This window comes from Serratia marcescens subsp. marcescens ATCC 13880 (assembly GCF_017299535.1).
Taxonomy (GTDB): domain Bacteria; phylum Pseudomonadota; class Gammaproteobacteria; order Enterobacterales; family Enterobacteriaceae; genus Serratia; species Serratia marcescens.
The window spans coordinates 3,166,677-3,185,076 of the sequence record NZ_CP071238.1; the positions used below are offsets into that span (position 1 = coordinate 3,166,677).

Below are 18,400 nucleotides of genomic sequence, written 5' to 3' on the forward strand. Positions count from 1 at the left end.
ACTCATCTGCGTTAACACATGCCCCCTGCTCCTTTGTTGTTTAGTAAACAACACGGCTGCCGCCTGACGACTCTCACAAATGCGCAATCCCATGCGTGCGGCGCCCCGGTTGCGGCTTGCCTGCGGCCGGCTTCCCTTATAGATTGCAGGCTAACGGCAGGCAGCAAGGTATCGGCAAATGGCAAATATTCGTGATGTGGCGCGGTTGGCCGGCGTGTCCATCAGCAGCGTGTCGAACCTGCTGAACAATCGCAGCCACCAGATGAGCGCGCAGACCCGTGAGCGCATCGAACGGGCGATGGAAACCCTGGGATACCGGCCGGCCCGAGCGGCGGCGCCCGCGCCGCAGGCGAAGATCATCGGCCTGCTGCTGCCGTCGATCGTCAACCCGAGCTTTTCGGCGCTGGCGCATGCGGTCGACGGCGCGGCGCGGACTCACCGTTACCGCGTCTTGCTCGGCAACGCCTACCGCCAGGAACAGGAAGAAGCCGCGTTTATCGACGATATGTTCCTGCACGGCGTGCGCGGCATCATCGTAGCGGCGAGCGACATTCGCCAGACTCATTTTGTTCGGGCCGCCGAGCGAGGCATGAAGATTGTCAGCTACGACAGCCCGTTCGCCGAGCCGATGGCCACCGATACCCGACTGTTCGACAGCGTGTCGATGGACAATATCGCCGCCGGGCGCCTGGCCGCGCAGCACCTGCTCGAGCGCGGCTGCCGACACATCGTGTTCGCCACCGAAGCGACGCTGACCGTCGGGCGCAGCCACAAGATCGACGGTTTTCTGAGCGCGCTGGGGCACAGCCTAAGCGAACGCCAACGGGTGATCGAAGGCAAAGCCACCAGCGCCTACGGCGACACGGAAATGTTCGAATTGGGGCTGACGCTGGCGCCGCGCGTTCTCGCGTTGGCGCCGCGCCCGGACGGCATCGTGGCGATTAACGATGCGCTGGGCATCGGGCTGATGGTGGGGCTGCGCGCCGCCGGCGTCCAGGTGCCCGCAGACATCTCGGTGATCGGCATCGACAATATCGCGCTGGCCGGCCTGGCCGAACCGGGGTTGACGTCGATTGGCCCGCCGCTGGCGGAGATGGCGCAGCTGATGGTCGAACGCCTGATCGGCCGCATCAACAATGATTCACAACCGCCCGGCGAGTTTCTCTTCCCGCCGACGGTCATCAGCCGGCGCTCGGTCAAAGCCGCCGGTTAATACGGTAAAAACGGCTTACCCAGACGATGCGCAGATAGCATCGTCCGGCTCGCCGCAGCCAAAATCAGAAAAAACAGCGTCGTCGCAATAAATAAACGGCGCGACGCTTTATGCACGCAACGTCGTTATTCAGCTCTCCGCTCATGGCTTTGGGCAGGGACGCTATTATTCCGATTAACCACATGGGAAAAACCATGATGAAAAAAACAATGCCAAAGGATATTGAACGCAGCGCCATCAGGAAATTGACGCTGCATATTGTGCCCCTCATGATTTTGTTGTATTTCCTGGCCTTTCTCGACCGCAACAATATGGCCTACGCCGCCAAAGCGCTGGAAGATAATTTGGGATTGACCGCCTCGGCTTTCGGCTTCGCCTCCGGAATTTTCTTTATCGGCTATTTCCTGTTTGAAATACCCAGCAACGCCGGCACCATTAAATTCGGCCCGCGCATCTGGTTCGCCAGAATATTAATTTCCTGGGGCATCTTCGCGACCCTGCTCGGTTTTGTGCGCACGCCGCTGGAGCTGTATATTTGCCGTTTTATGCTGGGCGTGTGCGAAGCCGGTTTCTTTCCCTCGGTGGTGTATTACTTCACGGTCTTCTTCCCGGAAAAGTACCGCACCAAAATTCTCGGCATGTTCATCATCGTCCAGCCGCTGTCCAACGCGGTCGGCTCGCCGATTTCCGGCTTTATTCTCAATATTCAGCATGACTGGTTCGGCTTCGCCCCCTGGCAGCTGCTGTTTATCCTCGAAGGGCTGCCGCCGATCGTCATCGGCCTGCTGATCCCGTTCCTGATCAAGAACTCGCCCAAGGATGTCGGCTATCTGAACGTGGAGGAAAAAGCCTGGCTGATGAGCAACGCCGGCCGCTCCAAATCCGGCTCTAAAATCACGCTGGCCGACTTCCTGAAAGGGATTAAAAACAAGAAATACCTGCTCTACGCGCTGCTCAACTTCGGCATGGTGTGCGGCATTTACGGCTTCGGCACCTGGCTGCCGTCGATCATCAGCGCCCTCTCCGGCGGCGATATCTTCCGCGTCAGCCTGCTGGCGCTCATTCCCTACGGCCTGGCCGCGCTGTTGGTGTATCCGTGGAGCCTGTGGGCCAGCAAAACCAAAAAACTCGGCGTGTTTGCCGGCCTCAGCATGGTGGTCGCCGCCATCGGCCTGATGGGGGCGGTGACGTTTTTTAAATACGACCCGCTCGTTGCGCTGTCGTTCCTGTGCATCGCCGCCATCGGCATCTACACCGCCGTGCCGCCGTTTTTATCCATGCCCGCCAATATCTCCACCGGCGCGGCCGCGGCCGCCGGGCTGGCGGTGGTCAGCTGCATCGGCAATATCGGCGGTTTCGTCGCCCCCTATGCGGTGGGCGTGCTGAACGATCTGACCGGCAGCAGCGCGCCGGGGCTGTTTTTCCTGGCCTCGTGCCTGCTGGCCACCGGGCTGATCTGCATTTTCTACTGCGCCAAACAGCGTGAAGGCGTCATCAATTCTTAACGAACCAATAAGGAGTCAATCATGGGCGATCTTGCGGGCAAAAAGGTCTTTATCACCGGGGCGGAACAGGGCATCGGCCGCGCCACCGCGGAGCGGCTGATCAAGGCCGGTTGCGACATCTATTTTCACTATCACAGCGACGAAAGCGGCCCCAAAGCGCTGGTGGCGCTGGCCCATTCATTGGGGCAAAAGGCCGCTTACGGCTACGCCGATCTCATCGATACCGACGAAACGCAGCGCTGCGTCTCGGCCGGCGCCGAGTTTCTCGGCGGCATCGATATCCTGATCAATAACGTCGGCGGCATCGTCGGGCGCAAATGGCTGGGCGAGATCGACCGCGCCTTCTGGCAAACCGTGATCGACGTGAACATGACCACCATGCTGAACGTCACCCAGAGCGCGCTGCCGCATCTGAAAGCGGCGCCGGACGGCGCCACCATCGTTAACCTGGCCTCACAGGCGGGCCGCGCCGGCGGGCACTCCGGCTCGCTGGTCTATTCCGCCACCAAGGGCGCGGTACTCACCTGGACGCGCTCGCTGGCGGCGGAGCTGGGCGAGCACGGCATTCGGGTGAATGCGGTCGCGCCCGGCCTGATCCTCGGCACCCGTTTCCACAATCGCCACACCACCCAGGCATCGGCGGAGGAAACCGTTCGCGCCATCCCGCTGGGCCGCGCAGGCGCACCGGACGACGTGGCGCGCGCCATCGCCTTCCTGGCGGCGGAATACGACGGCTTCATCTCCGGCGCGACTCTCGACATCAACGGCGGCATCTACCGCATGTAATTCAGCTGCGGGCGGCGCGCTTGCCGCCCGCCCATTCAGGAATCGCTTTATGATCAAATCCGCCATCACTCACCCGCCGCTGCTTGCCGCGCTGGCGCAATGCGGGCATAAAACCCAGGTATTGATCGCCGACGGCAACTACGCCTGCGTGACCCACGCGCCGAAAGACGCCACCGTGGTCTATCTGAACCTGGCGCCCGGCACGCTCGCCGCCCCGCCGATCCTGGAAAAACTGCTGGCCTGCATCAACGTGGAAAGCGCGGCGCTGATGGCCTGCCCGCCGGACTTCACCAACACCATCGAAGCCGAATACCGGCAGCTGCTGCCAGAGCATTGCCCGATCGAATACCTGCCGCGCGAGGCGTTTTACGCCGCGGTTAAATCGGATCGGACGCTGCTGGTGATCGCCTCCGGCGAACAACGCCGTTTCGCCAACCTGCTGCTGACGGTGGCGCCGGTGGTGTGAAAGAGGTAGAGGGTGTGAGGGGTAAAATGAGGGGGCCAGCCCCCTCATGCCGTTACAGGTCAGCGACCCACTTCTCCAGCTCCCCCGCACGTTCCGCATCGATATAGCTGGTGGCCCAGCCAAACAGGTAAGCGAAGGCGAAAATGCCCACCGTCGACGACACCAGCGTCGGCGCGAAAAACGCGGCGATAGCGGAAAGCGTATACCCTGCGCCGATCGACAACCCGAGCGCTTCGAGCTGGTTGCGGAACGCTTTCCAGTTGCCGGTTGAGAAACCTTCAATCGCGGCGTTTACCAGATCCGCGCCCTTGATCGCCCAGTCCACCCCGGTGAAGACCTTGCCCAATACCCGCGCATTGCGGGCATACTGTTCCGCATCGATCATTTTCAGCCAGGCGACAATCGCCGCTTTGTCCTGAGCCTTGAGCTTTTTGTTCAGGCCCTTCGTCAATTGCTCGTAGGTTTTCTCCGCATCTTGCACGTTGCGGATATATTTTCCTTGAATTCCCGCCTCCAAATCTTTGGCGAGTTTAGCGTATTTCGCGCCGATCTTTTCCGCGATATCTTTATTGATACCTGCGGCCAGGCTGACGCCATCCTTGATGGCTTTTAATTCCGCATTTTGATATTCGACGAATTCCTTAACGATCGTTTTTACCGAGCCGGGCGATTTTACCGGCTTGCCGTTGGCATATTTCACCTCCATGGCATTCAGGTTATCCCCTCTCACCACGGCGATAAACGCGGGCCGGTTCTTATTGGCCTTATAGTAGAGGTTGTAGGTCGCCACTCCGTCTTGCTTTTCCACCTTTAAATGATGAAAACCGTAGTAACTCCCGGTCGTGCGGGTCGTCGAGAATTCGCCGGTTTTGCCGTTGCCATGCCAGCCGCTGACGGGCCGATCGCGATGCGAGTCTGTCACGAAACTGCCTAACGAAGAGGCGCCGATCTGCCCGGCATTCAGGCCATTGTTCCCGCCTTTGCCAGGGGGTGAGGGCTTGCGCGCATGGCCGGTTTCGATATCCCCGATCGCCACTGTCACCCCCTTGGCGTTGACCCCCATCACCAGCCCTCCCAGGCCAATGTGCTTCGCCTGATCGGCCGTCAAACCGGTGGCGGAAAGGCTCAGCGTGCCGGATGGGCTGACGCTTTCAATATGCAATTTCGCATCCGGGTTAATTCTGCGCGCCGCCTTAATCACCGCCTCCAGCTTCATGCGCAGCGCCGGATCGTTTTGGATCGCCGCTATCTGTTGCTGTTCCGGGCTGTTGCCAACGCCGGCGCCGCCGCGATCGCGATCGCCGGAATGGCCTTTATCGCCGCCCCCCGGCTCAGAGCCCGTACCGCGTTCAGAACTCCAGTTAGTCCCATCTCCTTTACCGCCATAATTAAATCCAGGCATATGCTTTCATCCTTATTTCGTTTTATTTTTAAGATGCCGATATTCTCGTTTAACGCGGATTGACACGCGCATTATCCCTATCGGCAAACCGTTTTTAGCTGCCCGTTATTTATAAAAAACCGCAGAAATAAGGACAACGGATGGCGGCTGTCTGGTCGGTGAAACAAATAGGATCGCGTCTGCAGAACCTGAATATATCGCCGCGGGTCACGCCTGGATGGCTGCGACTTGTTCAGAAGTCATTGGCACACGCAATGAATTGCAATTACAATCATCGCACTTGCAACTTAAAGGGAATGCTCCGCATGTCGTCTCAACGTATAACACTGCCCGCCGCCTCGGCCAGGACCAGAACCCTGGCCGAAACCTGTATCCGCAAGATGACCTCCGTCTGCCAAAAAGCCGGCGCTTCGCGCCCTTCCTCCAGCGCCTGGACGGCGCAAACGCTGGGCGAACTCAACGCCAGCGGCGACATCTGGCTTATCGACGGCAGAAGGCGCGCCGAGCCGCCGAGTTCCCGCTACGCCACCGCCTGGCCGCTCTGGTTTGGCCATCAATCGGAGCGTTATGAGAAGCCGTTGTTTTACTTCGTCAACACGCCCTCGGTGGACATGCTCCGCGGGCTTGAGCCGGAAACCAATCGCAAGGGGATTTTCATCAGCGATGCAGATACCGGCAGTGCCGATTTGCCGAAAGGCGTTCAGGCCTGGTTCCCGCTTCAGCTCACGGCCATGCCGGGCTGGTTGCCTTTCGATCCGGCCAATGCCAGAGAAACCGGCGCGATACTCCATCACGCCCTGCGCGCGCTCTATCTGGAGGGAACGAGGAAGATGGTGTATCTCGCGACCAACGCAGACAATGGCCCCCTCTCTTCAGGGGAGCCGTTTGTCGCAGAACAGGCGTTCAGGGGAATGTATCGCGTCGCCGCCGCGGCGGACTCGCCGTTGCAGGTTCGTCTGTGCGGCGCCGGCCGTGCGCTCGCCCGCGTTCAGCAAGCGGCCGAGGTGTTGAAAAACTGGGGGATTGCGTCTGAAATCTGGAGCTGCCCCAGCTACACGCGGTTGGCGCAGGACGCCGAACTCGCCGACATGCAGCGCCAGGACACCGGCGGCGAATGCCATCTGAAAACGTGCCTGGGTGCCGGGAATGCCCCCGTCGTCGCCGTCACCGACTACTCGCACCTGATTGCCAATCAGCTCAAGCGATTCATTCCCGCACGCTTTGCCGCGGTGGGCTCAGATTCACGGGTGCGCGGCGAAATCCACTACCCGCAGGCGGAATGGATTGCGCTCTGCGCCCTCAAACTGCTGGCCGACGAGCAGAAAATCCCTTCGGCGCTGATCGCCGATGCGCTGCGCGTTCTGCACATCACGCCCGATGCCTGATCATTCTCTGGCCAGCTGCATCGCATTGTTCAACGCGTCGGAGAAGCGTGCGATCTCTTCTTCGCTGAACTGGTTGAGAAAGTGAGTGTTGACCACCGAACGGTAGATCTCCCACATCTTTTTCCGCAGGGCCTTGCCTTCCTCGGTGATAGTCGCGAAGGAGGCCCGGCGATCGTCATCCGATCGAAAACGCGTGACCAGCCGCTCTTTTTCCAGGCGATCCATCAGGCGGGTCAGGTTGTAACGCTCAATCACCAACACGTCCGCCAGCTCATGCATACGGCGTGTGCCGTTTTCCCCGCTTTCCAATCCCCATAACACGTCATACCAGGCGTAAACCGGCAGCCCCGCTTCCGACAACTTCGCCTCTATCTTTCTGATCATCGCCCGATGCGCGCGCACAAAGGAGAACCACAGGTCGGGTTGTTTATCTGTCATGTCATTTTTCTCGTCAAAACCGGTGAGTTGCAATTGCAATTGTAAAGGGATAGAGTGGCTTTCGCTATTGTTGCATTTGCAACTCTTGCACTTGCAACTCACTAAATCCCTGTATCGCTCAGCGCCTTATCAGGTAAGTACATTTGGAGCCTTTATGAACCAACCCGCGGTAAAAGCAGATCTTGACCCACAGGAGACGGCTGAATGGCTTGAGGCATTTGAAGGTGTCACTGACATCGACGGCCGTGAACGCGCGCATTTTTTGTTGGAAAGAATGGCCGAGGCCGATCAGCGCAAGCACGGTGATTTCTTCAGCCTGGTCACCACGCCCTACGTGAATACGATCCCGGCCTATAAGCAACCGACGTATCCCGGCGATCTGGCCGCTGAAGCGCGCATCAATGCGTTTATTCGCTGGAACGCCATGGCGATGGTGCTGCGCGCCGGCAAACATTCCAACGTCGGCGGGCATATCGCCACCTATCAGTCGGCCGCGGTGCTTTACGATGTGGGATTCACGCACTTTTTCCGCGGGCGCACCGATGAGTTTGCCGGCGACATGGTGTATATCCAGGGCCACTCCGCCCCCGGCATTTATGGCCGCGCCTATCTCGAAGGCCGCATCGACGAGGAACTGCTCGACAACTTTCGCCGCGAATCCACACGCCGCGGCCTCTCCTCCTACCCGCACCCGCGGCTGATGCCGGATTTCTGGCAATATCCCACCGTTTCGATGGGGCTGGGGCCGCTGACCGCCGCCTACCAGGCGCGCTACATGCGCTATCTGGAATACCGCGAACTGAAACCGCACCAGGGGAGAAAGGTGTGGGCGTTTCTCGGCGACGGCGAGATGGATCAGCCGGAATCGCTGGCGGCGATTGCGCTGGGCGGGCGAGAAAAACTCGATAACCTGATCTTCGTCGTGAACTGCAACCTGCAACGGCTGGATGGCCCCGTGCGCGGCAACGGCAAGATTATTCAGGAGCTGGAAGGCACCTTCAAAGCTGCCGGCTGGCAGGTGATCAAAGTAATTTGGGGCAGCGGCTGGGACAAACTGCTGCAAAAAGACCGCTCCGGATTGCTGATGCAGCGCATGATGGAGTGCGTCGACGGCGATTACCAAACCTTCAAGTCGCAAAGCGGCGCCTATGTGCGGGAGCATTTCTTCGGCAAGTACCCGGAATTGCTCGAGCTGGTCGCCGACCTGAGCGACGATGAGATCTGGGCGCTGCACCGCGGCGGCCACGATCCGCAAAAGGTGTACGCCGCCTACCATCAGGCGGTGCATACCACGGGCAGACCGACGGTGGTGCTGGCCAAAACCGTCAAAGGGTTTGGCATGGGGGAAGCCGGTGAAGGGCAGAACATCAACCACCAGCTGAAAAAAATGAGCCGGGATGCGGTGAAAGCCTTCCGCGACCGTTTAGGGCTGACCATCTCCGACGCCCAACTGGCAGAGATCCCTTACCTGAAGCCCGAACCCGACAGCGCGGCGGCGAAGTACATCACCGCGACGCGCACTGCGCTGGGCGGCTACATTCCTGCCCGCTTCGGCCAATCCGCTCCGCTGGCGATACCGGAACTATCGCGCTTCGAGGGCCTCCTGAAAGGCAGCGGCGAACGCAACATGTCGACCACCATGGCTTTCGTCAATATCCTCGGCACGCTGCTCAAAGACGCCAACATCGGCAAACTGATCGTGCCCATCGTGCCGGACGAGTCGCGCACGTTCGGCATGGAAGGCCTGTTCCGCCAGATTGGCATCCATTCCTGGCTCGGCCAGCTGTATACCCCGCAAGACGCCGGGCAGCTCAGCTACTACAAAGAGGCCAAAGACGGCCAGATTTTGCAGGAAGGCATCAACGAATCCGGCGCAATATCGACCTGGATCGCCGCCGGCACCGCCTACAGCAACCACGATGTCGCGACGATCCCGTTCTATATCTTCTACTCCATGTTCGGGCTGCAGCGGGTGGGCGATCTCGCCTGGGCGGCGGCCGACGCGCGCACCAAGGGTTTCCTGCTCGGCGCCACCTCCGGCAGAACCACCCTGATGGGCGAAGGCTTGCAGCATGACGACGGCCACAGCCACGTGCTGTCTTCGGTGATCCCCAGCTGCGTCTCCTACGATCCGACCTATGCCTATGAACTCGCGGTGATCGTCCAGAGCGGCATGCGCAGAATGTTCGTTGAACAAGAGGATATTTACTACTACATCACCTTGCTCAACGAGGGCTACCCGCAGCCGTCGATGCCGGCGGGCGTGGAGGACGGGATTATCCAGGGCGCCTATTTGCTCAAACGGAACGAAGCGGCAAACCAAGAGAGCCCGCGCGCTCAACTGGTCGCCAGCGGCGCCATCATGCGCGAGGCGCTGGCGGCGGCGGAGCTGTTGGCGGCGGACTTTGGCGTCGCCAGCGATATCTGGAGCGCCACCAGCCTGAGCGAGCTGCGCCGCAACGGCATGGCGGCCGAACGCTGGAACCTGCTGCATCCGGAAGATCCGCCGAAAGTTCCTTATATTCAGAGCCTGCTGGCGGCGCATCCCGGCCCGGTGGTGGTGGTAACGGACTATATGAAGATCGTCGGCGATCAGATCAAACCGTTCTTGCCCGACCGTACCTTTATCGCCTTGGGCACCGACGGCTTTGGTCGCTCGGACACCCGCGAGGCGCTGCGTGAGTTCTTCGAGGTCAACCGCCATTTCATCGCGCTCGCCGCGTTGAAGCTGCTGGCTGACGAAGGCCGTATCGCCCGCAGCGAGGTCAACCGCGCCATGGTACTGTATGGCATCGCCCCCGATAAGCCGGATCCGGCGACGGTGAAGTAACACTCGGCCTACCCACGCCGCCGGTTGTCACCCGCGGCGTTTTTCTTCCTTCGATTCAGCGGTGCGCGGCGCCCGCTCCCCCAGCCGCGCCACCGGGATATCCGCCAGCCGGGTGGTGTAGGCCGGCGACAGCATGTCGCGCTTCATTTGCCACGGCTTGACGATCCCCTGCCCGGCGAACCATACGCGCCCGCGCCCTTCCTGATTCAGGCGATCGAGAGTCGCCATCAGCCGTTCGCTGTTGCGGCGCGGCGGGCAGTCGTCGAACAGGTCGATCTGCGCCATGGCGGCGGCGCTGAAATCCCCCAGCACCACGCCGCCCTTCAGGTAACGTCGCCCCTCCTGCCAGATGCTCTCCAGCGCGCGCACCGCCATGGCGATGATGTCGCGGCTGTCGTTGCTCGGGGTTTGCAGCCGGGCGGTGCCCATATTGCTGTAATACCCTTCGCCCGCCGAATGCGGGCTGGTTTTGATAAACACCGAGACGTTGCGGCAGTAGCGCTTTTCCTGCCGCAGCTTTTCGGCGGCGCGTTCGGCGTAGCTGCAAATCGCCTCGCGCATGTGCGGATAATGCGTCAACCGCTGGCCGAACGAACGGGAACAGATGATCTGCTCTTTCGCCGCCGCCTCATCTTCCCACTGCAGGCATGACTCGCCGCGCAGCTCGCGTATCGTGCGTTCCAGCACTACGCTGAAGGTTTTACGCGCCAGCCGGGTATCGCAGTCCGCCAGCTGTAGCGCGGTGTGAATACCCATCGCCTGCAGCTGGCGAGTCAGGCGGCGCCCCACGCCCCACACCTCTTCCACCGGAAGCAACGCCAGCAGTTTACGCTGGCGCACCGGATCGGATAAATCCACCACGCCGCCGGTGCCGCGCCATTTCTTGGCGGCGAAGTTGGCCAGCTTGGCCAGCGTTTTGCTCGGCGCAATGCCGACCCCGACCGTCAAATGCAGCTCGCGCCGGATGCGATCGCGCACCCGCTGGCCGAACGGCTCCAGCGCCTCGCAGTGGGCCACGCCGTCCAGCCGCAGAAAGGCTTCGTCCAGCGAATAAATCTCCACCGCCGGCGCCATCTCCTCCAGCGTGTCCATCACCCGGCGGGACATATCGGCGTACAGCGCGTAGTTGGAGGAGAACACCGCAACGTTGCGACGGCGCATCTCCGCTTTGATTTTGAAATAAGGCGCGCCCATCGGCACGCCCAACGCCTTCGCCTCGGCGCTGCGGGCGATCACGCAGCCGTCGTTGTTGGACAGCACAATCACCGGTCGCCCCCGCAGGTCGGGCCGAAAGATGGTCTCGCAGGAAGCATAGAAACTGTTGACGTCTACCAGGGCGAACATGGCTACCGCGCCGCGTAGACGATAAAGGTCACCACGCCGAAAATCTCCAGCTGCGCTTCGTCGTCGAACACGATCGGCGCGTAGGCGGGGTTCATCGGCAACAGCCGCACATCGGGGTGGCGCTGCAGTTTTTTGACGGTGAATTCGCCGTCCACCGCGGCGATCACGATATTGCCGTGCTCCGGCGTCAGGGCGCTGTCGACAATCAGCAAATCGCCATCCCGGATATTGCCGTCGATCATCGATTCGCCGCTGGCGCGCACGAAATAGGTGGCGTTGGGGTGCCGCACCAGCAGCCTGCCGATATCCAGCCGCCCTTCGACGTAGTCCTGCGCCGGGGAAGGAAAACCGCAGGCCACGCGATCGGCAAACAGCGGTAACGTTAGGGGCTCACCTGGTGAAAAAGCATACAACCTTGAATTGCTCAGCATAATCATAACCAAACTGTATATTTATACAGTAAAGCATAAACAAAACGCGAACGCGTGCAACCCCCTATCCCCCTGCGGATCGCGCTTTGTCGCGTAATATAATAATTTTCTGAGCGATTTTTTTTTACGCCTGCTAAGTGTTTCACTGCCCCTTGCACACACGTTATCCACCAAAACTGTGGATAACCTGCAGGGCGTGATTCCCTACGCGAGCGGGATCAGAATCCTGTATAATCCCCACACCTGCTAATAAGAATTCATCCTCGTCGGCGCCTCGTCACCGACGGTCACGAGAACGTTATGAACAAGCACCTACTCCTCGCAGAAACCGACGATATCAAACAGGAATGCCTGTCGCGCCACGCGGTCTGGCAGCGCAACGATCTGGCACAGGCGCATCAGGATTGGCTGGCGGAAGAAGTGCCGGTCGCCCTGGTGTACAACGGCATTTCCCACGTGGTGATGATGGCGACGCCGAAAGATCTGGCGGCCTTCGCCATCGGTTTTTCGCTGTCCGAAGGCATCATCGCCTCCCCCGACGACATCTACGACATCCGCCAGCAACCGGCCTGCAACGGCATTGAAGTGCATGTGGAACTCTCGAGCCGCCGCTTTATGCAGCTGAAAGAGAAGCGCCGCAGCCTGGCCGGCCGCACCGGCTGCGGCGTCTGCGGGGTGGAACAGCTGCAGGAGGTTGCTCAGCCCATCGCGCCGCTGCCTTTCACGCAACGTTTCGATTTGGCGCTGCTCGACCGGGCGTTGGCGCAGCTGCAGGACGTGCAAACGGTGGGGAAACTGACCGGCTGCACCCACGCGGCGGCCTGGATCCAGCCGGACGGCGCGCTCAGCGGCGGATGTGAAGACGTCGGCCGCCACGTGGCGCTCGACAAGCTGCTGGGCTACCGCAGCCAACAGGCGTGGCTGCAGGGTGCGGCGCTCGTGTCGAGCCGCGCCAGCTATGAAATGGTGCAAAAATCCGCCATGTGCGGCGTCGAGATCCTGTTCGCCGTTTCCGCCGCCACCCGCCTGGCGGTGGAGGTGGCCGAGCGCAGCAACCTGACGCTGGTGGGCTTCAGCAAGCCGGGGCGCGCCACCGTCTATACGCACCCGCAGCGGCTCTGGCAATCGACAACGGCGGCCTAACGCCGCCGGAGTAAGAATCGACTATTCTCAATAGCAGGACACCAGGAAGCATCCACGTCATGATAATTCGCCCGCACCAGAACTGGTTTTTTCGCCTGTTCGCCTGGCACGGTTCCGTGCTGTCAAAGATCACCTTTCGTCTGTCGCTGAACGTGCTGATGTCGATAGTGGCGGTGATCAGCTACCAATGGTACGAACAGCTCGGCGTGCATTTAACCATCGCGCCGTTCAGCCTGCTGGGCATCGCCATCGCGATTTTTCTCGGCTTTCGCAATAATGCCGGCTACAGCCGCTTTGTCGAAGCGCGCAACCTGTGGGGCTCGTTGCTGATTACCGAGCGATCCCTGCTGCGACAGATCAAAAGCCTGCTGCCGGACGAACCGGCGGTGCAGCAAAAGGTCGCCAAGCTGCTGATCGCCTTCAGCTGGAGCCTGAAGCATCAACTGCGCGCCACCGATCCCACCGCCGATCTGTACCACAATCTCAGCAGCAAAGAGCTGGCCGAGGTGATCGCCAGCCCGATGCCGACCAACCGCATCCTGCTGATGCTGGGCCAGGAGATCGGCAAGCTGCGCCGACAGGGGCTGCTGAGCGACATCACTTTCGAGCTGCTCGACAACAAGCTGAGCGAACTGTCCCACGCCCTCGGCGGCTGCGAACGGCTCGCCAGCACGCCGGTGCCGTTCGCCTATACCCTGATCCTGCAGCGCACCGTTTACCTGTTCTGCAGCCTGTTGCCTTTTGCCCTGGTGACCGACCTGCATTACATGACACCGTTTGTTTCGGTGTTCATTTCCTATACCTTCTTATCCTGGGACTCACTGGCCGAAGAGCTGGAGGATCCGTTTGGCGTGTCGGCCAACCATCTGCCGTTAAACGCCATCTGCAACACCATCGAGCGCAACCTGCTGGAAATGAATGACCAAAGCCCGCTGCCACCGCCGATGAAACCCGACGAGCACTTTAATTTGATCTGATCTATTTCACCCGAACACACTGGAGCCGAATGCAATGAATGCAAATACCCCCCTGCCGCAAGCCGTATTCACGCCGGTGACGCGCCATGCCATCTTTATCGTCGCCACCCTGTCGCCCGTTCCCGCCCATCTGGCGGCGGTGCGCGCCTGGTGCGGCGACATCGCCGCCGTGGTGCGTTCGGTCGGCAAACGCGCGCCGGCGGGCAACCTCACCTGCGTCTGCGGCTTCGGCTCCGAGGCCTGGGATACGCTGTTCGGCGCGCCGCGCCCTCGCCAGCTGCATCCGTTCAGCCCGATCGGCAGCGGGGAACGCGTCGCCGTCGCCACGCCTGGCGACATCCTGCTGCATATCCGCGCCGATGAAATGGATCTGTGTTTTGAACTGGCCTCTCAGTTGACCGCCAAGCTCGGCGACGCCGTGACGGTGATCGAGGAGGTGCACGGCTTCCGTTACTTCGATCAGCGCGCCATGATCGGCTTCGTCGACGGCACGGAGAACCCGGAAGGGCACGAAGCCTTCGACTACACGGTGATCGGCGACGAAGACGCGGCGTTCAGCGGCGGCAGCTATGTGCTGGTGCAGAAATACCTGCACGACATGCAGGGCTGGAATTCGCTCAGCGTGGAAACGCAGGAGAAGATCATCGGCCGCCATAAGCAGTCCAACATCGAGCTGGATGAAGCGGTCAAACCGTCGTCGTCGCACAGTTCGCTGACCACCATCACCGACGAGCAAGGCAACGAGGTGAAAATTCTGCGCGACAACATGCCGTTCGGCCGCCCCGGCCTGCGCGAGTTCGGCACCTACTTTATCGGCTATGCGCGCTCCCCGCAGCCGATCGAGCAGATGCTGGAAAACATGTTTATCGGCCGCCCGGCCGGCAACTACGATCGGCTGCTCGATTTTAGCCGCGCGGTGACCGGCACCCTGTTCTTCGTGCCTTCCGCCCCGCTGCTGGAAGCGCTGGCCGATCGCAGCGGCGCCGAACTGCACTGATTGGCCGAAATGCGGGGCCGCAGCGATCAGCCTTAGGTGATCCTGCGGCCCTGCGCGTCGATCACCGGCTCGCCGTCTTCTTTGCTGAAGGCGCCGCGCTGCGGATCCGGCAGAATCTCCAACACCGCCTCCGACGGACGGCATAGGCGCGTGCCAAGCGGCGTCACCACGATGGGGCGATTGATCAAGATCGGCTGTTGCACCATGACGTCGATCAGTTGTTCGTCGCTCCAGGCGCTGTCGTCCAGCTGCAGCTCGGCGTAAGGCTCGACGTTTTTTCGCAACAACGCGCGCGGCGGCATGTTCATGTCGGCCAGCAACGCAATCAACCGTTCGCGGCTGGGAGGCGTTTCCAGATACAGAATCACCTCCGGCTCAACGCCGCTGTTGCGGATCAGCGCCAACGTATTGCGCGACGTGCCGCAGGCCGGGTTGTGATAGATCTTGATACTGCTCATGACGGTTTCTCCGGTTAGGATAAAACGGACAGCCGCAGCGCCAGCGCTGCCAGGGTGACGAACAGAATTGGCAGCGTCATCACCAGTCCTGCGCGGAAATAATAGCCCCAGGTAATGACGATGTTTTTCCTTGCCAACACATGCAGCCACAGCAACGTGGCCAGGCTGCCGATCGGGGTGATTTTAGGGCCGAGATCGCTGCCGATGACGTTAGCGTAAATCATCGCCTGCCTGATGACGCCTTCCGCGCCGCTGCCGTCGATCGACAGCGCCCCCACCAGCACCGTCGGCATGTTATTCATGACGGAAGAGAGAAACGCACTCAGGAAGCCGGTGCCGAGCGTCGCCGCCCACAGCCCCTGCCGCGCCAGCGCATCCAGCACGCCGGACAGCAGATCGGTCAAGCCGGCATTGCGCAGCCCATAGACCACCAGATACATGCCCAGCGAGAAAATCACGATCTGCCAGGGCGCCCCGCGCAGCACTTTACCGGTATCGATCGCCCGCCCGCGTTTCGCAACCGCCAGCAGCACCAGCGCGCCGCTGGCGGCGACCAAACTCACCGGCACGCCGAGCGGTTCCAGGGCGAAAAAGCCAATCAGCAACAGCGCCAATACCGCCCAACCGGCTCGAAACGTCGCGCGATCGCGAATCGCTTCCCGCGGCGCCGGTAAACGCGTCAGCGCATAGCCCGGCGGAATATCCTTACGGAAGAACAGATGCAACATCACCAGCGTCGCCGCCACGGCGACGAGGTTGACCGGCACCATCACCGCCGCATACTCCGTAAAGCCCAAGTGAAAGAAATCCGCCGAAACGATATTCACCAGGTTGGACACCACCAGCGGCAGGCTGGCGGTATCGGCGATAAAGCCCGCCGCCATGACGAAAGCCAGCACCGCAGCAGGGCGAAAACCGAGCGCCGACAGCATGGCGATCACGATCGGCGTGAGGATTAACGCGGCGCCATCATTGGCGAACAGCGCCGCCACAGCCGCGCCCAACAGGAGCATATAGGTAAACAGCCAGCGCCCCCTGCCGTTGCCCCAGCGCGCGACGTGCAAAGCGGCCCAGGCGAAAAAGCCGCTTTCATCCAGCAACAGGCTGATGATGATGACGGCGATAAAGGTCGCAGTCGCATTCCAGACTATCTGCCATACCACGGGGATGTCGCCGACGTGCACCACGCCGCTCAATAATGCCAATCCCGCCCCGATCGACGCACTCCAGCCAATACCCAGCCCTTTCGGTTGCCAGATGACCAAGATCAACGTCAGAATAAAGATCGCCCCTGCCACTATCATTGCAGCCCTTCCGCCCTTTTAAGTTTACATATTCGATTTTTCATATGTATTTGCGTAAATTTTTTACCGTTACGGACAACCTTTCGCCACGCGTTGCGCTAACTCCGACATCTGTTCTGGCCGGCACTGATAAGCCTGCTCAATAATCGCCGCCGCCCAGGCCGGCATATGCGGCGACAGGCGATAATGTATCCATTTTCCATCGCGCCGATCGAGCAGCAGCCCGCTTTCACGCAGCATCGCCAGATGCCTTGAAATCTTGGGTTGCGGCAGCGCCAGTGCGCCCGACAGCTCGCACACGCACAGTTCACCGGCGTGGCGCAACAGCAGCACCAAGGTCAGGCGCGTCTCGTCAGACAGGTTTTTAAACAGCTTCAGCGGCGTCAATGACGGCATGTCACACTCCCGTTAACCTTTCTCTTCATCACAGCTCGCTCGTGAAGATACCAGCTTCACATTCGAAAAAACAAATATAAAATGCAAAACGTTGCCCTCCTCACCGAGACATATACTTATCTTTATGCCGTTCTTGCAGGAAGGAGGTACCATGCCGCTCACATTCAAACGTTCGGAAAGGCTCTCCATCGGCACCGAAATAGAGTTACAGCTGGTCGATGCCGAGCACTACGATCTTACGGATCGAGCCGATCGGGTGGTCAGCGCGGTCGGCGACCGCCGGCGCGTCAAGCATGAGCTCACCAAATCGATGGTGGAGCTGAACAGCTCGGTGCACCGCGATCTCGATGAGCTGCACACCGAGCTGCGCGCCCTGACCCATACCGTCCGGCGCTGCGCGCAGCGCCTGGGCTGTGACGTCTGCGGCGGTGGCCGCCACCTGAGCAACGACTGGCGCAAGCAGGTCATCAGCGACAACGCGCGCTACAGGCAGTTGGCCAGCCGTTTTGGCTATCTCTCCAAGCTGGCCTGCGTGTTCGGCCAACACATTCACCTCGGCGTCAACGACGGGGACGAGGCGATGTACCTGTGCCATGCGCTGACGCCCTACTTTCCGCAGCTGATCGCGCTCAGCGCCTCGTCGCCGCTGTATCAGGGCGTCGACACGCGCTTTGCCAGTTCCCGCTTCAGCGCTCAGAACTCCTTCCCCAACTACGGATGCCTGGAACACATCTACAGCTGGCATGAATTCAACGCCTACTACGAACGGTTGAATGCCGCCGGCGTGATTGAAAGCGTCAAGGATATTTACTGGGATGCGCGGCCAAAACCGGAGCTGGGCACGGTGGAGATCCGCATCTGCGATACGCCGCTGCGCCTCACCCACGCCGTGCTGCTGGTCGGTTACTGCCGCCTGCTGGCCGATTTTCTGTTGCAGCGCCGTTCGCCGATCGCGCCGGAATACGATGCCTTCACCAATTACAACAAGATCAACGCCTATCGCAGCGGCTTTGCCGCCGAATACGTCGATCCCGCGACGCTGCGCCGCAGCAGCCTGACCGCCCACATCCTGCACACTCTCGAAGCGCTGAGCGGTTTTGCCGAGCGACGGGAGGATCGTGCCCTGCTGCAGGCCATCGAGTGCCATGTCCGCCAGGGCATCAGCGATTCGGAGCATATCCGCCAGATGTTGCACAACGGCCTGCCGCAAGCTCAGGTGATCAAGCGCCTGTGCGATGAGCTGTTGCAGCCTGCAAGTTAAGTTTCGGCTATCGATTCCATACGCCAAAGCCGCTGTTCATTATGTGCTCTTTCGCTACAATCGT

Annotated in this window: 17 protein-coding genes; 10 read left to right on the forward strand and 7 right to left on the reverse strand. The window is 60.6% G+C overall.

Annotated elements, in window-relative coordinates; genetic code table 11:
- The first annotated feature begins 178 nt into the window (after positions 1–178).
- The 4 genes from J0F90_RS15140 to J0F90_RS15155 all read left to right on the forward strand — a co-directional run bounded on the left by J0F90_RS15140 (position 179) and on the right by J0F90_RS15155 (position 3,970).
- Positions 179–1,213, forward strand: coding sequence for a LacI family DNA-binding transcriptional regulator (locus J0F90_RS15140; RefSeq protein WP_033639995.1), 1,035 nt, complete (start codon positions 179–181; stop codon positions 1,211–1,213).
- Between the two features lie 269 nt (positions 1,214–1,482).
- Positions 1,483–2,718: an MFS transporter gene (locus J0F90_RS15145; RefSeq protein ID WP_016927236.1), complete on the forward strand. Its 1,236-nt coding sequence runs from the start codon at positions 1,483–1,485 to the stop codon at positions 2,716–2,718.
- Positions 2,719–2,739: 21 nt separating this feature from the next.
- Positions 2,740–3,504, forward strand: a complete 765-nt coding sequence (locus J0F90_RS15150; RefSeq protein ID WP_033639994.1) for an SDR family NAD(P)-dependent oxidoreductase — start codon at positions 2,740–2,742, stop codon at positions 3,502–3,504.
- A gap of 49 nt (positions 3,505–3,553) precedes the next feature.
- The gene (locus tag J0F90_RS15155; RefSeq protein WP_016927234.1) at positions 3,554–3,970 is read left to right on the forward strand and encodes an RbsD/FucU domain-containing protein; all 417 of its coding nucleotides are present in this window, start codon (positions 3,554–3,556) and stop codon (positions 3,968–3,970) included.
- Positions 3,971–4,022: 52 nt separating this feature from the next.
- Here J0F90_RS15155 and J0F90_RS15160 read toward each other — a convergent pair whose 3' ends face one another.
- Positions 4,023–5,186, reverse strand: a complete 1,164-nt coding sequence (locus J0F90_RS15160; protein ID WP_227944596.1) for a colicin-like pore-forming protein — start codon at positions 5,184–5,186, stop codon at positions 4,023–4,025.
- Positions 5,187–5,677: 491 nt separating this feature from the next.
- Between J0F90_RS15160 and J0F90_RS15165 the strand changes: the two genes are divergently transcribed.
- On the forward strand, positions 5,678–6,757 hold the full coding sequence (locus J0F90_RS15165) for a transketolase-like TK C-terminal-containing protein (protein WP_033639992.1): 1,080 nt from the start codon (positions 5,678–5,680) through the stop codon (positions 6,755–6,757).
- On the opposite strand, the gene J0F90_RS15170 is transcribed toward J0F90_RS15165, so the two are convergent.
- Positions 6,758–7,195: a MarR family winged helix-turn-helix transcriptional regulator gene (locus tag J0F90_RS15170; protein WP_028128123.1), complete on the reverse strand. Its 438-nt coding sequence runs from the start codon at positions 7,193–7,195 to the stop codon at positions 6,758–6,760. It lies immediately after the preceding gene.
- 154 nt (positions 7,196–7,349) lie between these two features.
- On the opposite strand from J0F90_RS15170, the gene aceE reads away from it, so the two are divergent.
- A complete protein-coding gene (gene aceE, locus J0F90_RS15175) occupies positions 7,350–10,025 on the forward strand; it encodes a pyruvate dehydrogenase (acetyl-transferring), homodimeric type (protein WP_033639991.1) in 2,676 nt (891 codons plus the stop codon).
- Positions 10,026–10,052: 27 nt separating this feature from the next.
- On the opposite strand, the gene umuC is transcribed toward aceE, so the two are convergent.
- Both umuC and umuD read right to left on the reverse strand, forming a co-directional pair.
- A complete protein-coding gene (umuC, locus tag J0F90_RS15180) occupies positions 10,053–11,369 on the reverse strand; it encodes a translesion error-prone DNA polymerase V subunit UmuC (RefSeq protein ID WP_033639990.1) in 1,317 nt (438 codons plus the stop codon).
- A gap of 2 nt (positions 11,370–11,371) precedes the next feature.
- Entirely contained in the window at positions 11,372–11,806 is a 435-nt protein-coding gene (gene umuD, locus J0F90_RS15185) for a translesion error-prone DNA polymerase V autoproteolytic subunit (protein ID WP_033639989.1), read from the reverse strand.
- A 294-nt stretch (positions 11,807–12,100) separates the two neighbouring features.
- On the opposite strand from umuD, the gene fdhD reads away from it, so the two are divergent.
- Genes fdhD through J0F90_RS15200 form a run of 3 tightly spaced genes read left to right on the forward strand, consistent with a single transcriptional unit; the run spans position 12,101 to position 14,917 of the window.
- The gene (fdhD, locus tag J0F90_RS15190) at positions 12,101–12,943 is read left to right on the forward strand and encodes a formate dehydrogenase accessory sulfurtransferase FdhD (RefSeq protein WP_033639988.1); all 843 of its coding nucleotides are present in this window, start codon (positions 12,101–12,103) and stop codon (positions 12,941–12,943) included.
- A 59-nt stretch (positions 12,944–13,002) separates the two neighbouring features.
- Entirely contained in the window at positions 13,003–13,920 is a 918-nt protein-coding gene (locus J0F90_RS15195) for a bestrophin family protein (RefSeq protein WP_016927223.1), read from the forward strand.
- Positions 13,921–13,954: 34 nt separating this feature from the next.
- Complete coding sequence (locus tag J0F90_RS15200; RefSeq protein ID WP_016927222.1) at positions 13,955–14,917, forward strand: Dyp-type peroxidase; 963 nt, start codon at positions 13,955–13,957, stop codon at positions 14,915–14,917.
- Positions 14,918–14,949: 32 nt separating this feature from the next.
- Here J0F90_RS15200 and arsC read toward each other — a convergent pair whose 3' ends face one another.
- The 3 genes from arsC to J0F90_RS15215 all read right to left on the reverse strand — a co-directional run bounded on the left by arsC (position 14,950) and on the right by J0F90_RS15215 (position 17,075).
- Positions 14,950–15,375: an arsenate reductase (glutaredoxin) gene (gene arsC / locus J0F90_RS15205; protein ID WP_033639987.1), complete on the reverse strand. Its 426-nt coding sequence runs from the start codon at positions 15,373–15,375 to the stop codon at positions 14,950–14,952.
- Between the two features lie 14 nt (positions 15,376–15,389).
- On the reverse strand, positions 15,390–16,679 hold the full coding sequence (locus J0F90_RS15210; RefSeq protein WP_016927220.1) for an arsenic transporter: 1,290 nt from the start codon (positions 16,677–16,679) through the stop codon (positions 15,390–15,392).
- A 69-nt stretch (positions 16,680–16,748) separates the two neighbouring features.
- A complete protein-coding gene (locus J0F90_RS15215) occupies positions 16,749–17,075 on the reverse strand; it encodes a metalloregulator ArsR/SmtB family transcription factor (protein WP_016927219.1) in 327 nt (108 codons plus the stop codon).
- Between the two features lie 151 nt (positions 17,076–17,226).
- Between J0F90_RS15215 and J0F90_RS15220 the strand changes: the two genes are divergently transcribed.
- Entirely contained in the window at positions 17,227–18,336 is a 1,110-nt protein-coding gene (locus J0F90_RS15220) for a YbdK family carboxylate-amine ligase (RefSeq protein ID WP_033639986.1), read from the forward strand.
- The last annotated feature ends 64 nt before the right edge of the window (positions 18,337–18,400 follow it).

Excerpts from the sequence above, each read along its gene's own strand:
- J0F90_RS15140 (WP_033639995.1), top strand. The coding sequence starts at position 179 with ATGGCAAATATTCGTGATGTGGCGCGGTTGGCCGGCGTGTCCATCAGC.
- J0F90_RS15145 (WP_016927236.1), top strand. The coding sequence starts at position 1,483 with ATGATTTTGTTGTATTTCCTGGCCTTTCTCGACCGCAACAATATGGCC.
- J0F90_RS15150 (WP_033639994.1), top strand. The coding sequence starts at position 2,740 with ATGGGCGATCTTGCGGGCAAAAAGGTCTTTATCACCGGGGCGGAACAG.
- J0F90_RS15155 (WP_016927234.1), top strand. The coding sequence starts at position 3,554 with ATGATCAAATCCGCCATCACTCACCCGCCGCTGCTTGCCGCGCTGGCG.
- J0F90_RS15160 (WP_227944596.1), bottom strand. The coding sequence starts at position 5,186 with ATGAAGCTGGAGGCGGTGATTAAGGCGGCGCGCAGAATTAACCCGGAT.
- J0F90_RS15165 (WP_033639992.1), top strand. The coding sequence starts at position 5,678 with ATGTCGTCTCAACGTATAACACTGCCCGCCGCCTCGGCCAGGACCAGA.
- J0F90_RS15170 (WP_028128123.1), bottom strand. The coding sequence starts at position 7,195 with ATGACAGATAAACAACCCGACCTGTGGTTCTCCTTTGTGCGCGCGCAT.
- aceE (WP_033639991.1), top strand. The coding sequence starts at position 7,350 with ATGAACCAACCCGCGGTAAAAGCAGATCTTGACCCACAGGAGACGGCT.
- umuC (WP_033639990.1), bottom strand. The coding sequence starts at position 11,369 with ATGTTCGCCCTGGTAGACGTCAACAGTTTCTATGCTTCCTGCGAGACC.
- umuD (WP_033639989.1), bottom strand. The coding sequence starts at position 11,806 with ATGATTATGCTGAGCAATTCAAGGTTGTATGCTTTTTCACCAGGTGAG.
- fdhD (WP_033639988.1), top strand. The coding sequence starts at position 12,101 with ATGAACAAGCACCTACTCCTCGCAGAAACCGACGATATCAAACAGGAA.
- J0F90_RS15195 (WP_016927223.1), top strand. The coding sequence starts at position 13,003 with ATGATAATTCGCCCGCACCAGAACTGGTTTTTTCGCCTGTTCGCCTGG.
- J0F90_RS15200 (WP_016927222.1), top strand. The coding sequence starts at position 13,955 with ATGAATGCAAATACCCCCCTGCCGCAAGCCGTATTCACGCCGGTGACG.
- arsC (WP_033639987.1), bottom strand. The coding sequence starts at position 15,375 with ATGAGCAGTATCAAGATCTATCACAACCCGGCCTGCGGCACGTCGCGC.
- J0F90_RS15210 (WP_016927220.1), bottom strand. The coding sequence starts at position 16,679 with ATGATAGTGGCAGGGGCGATCTTTATTCTGACGTTGATCTTGGTCATC.
- J0F90_RS15215 (WP_016927219.1), bottom strand. The coding sequence starts at position 17,075 with ATGCCGTCATTGACGCCGCTGAAGCTGTTTAAAAACCTGTCTGACGAG.
- J0F90_RS15220 (WP_033639986.1), top strand. The coding sequence starts at position 17,227 with ATGCCGCTCACATTCAAACGTTCGGAAAGGCTCTCCATCGGCACCGAA.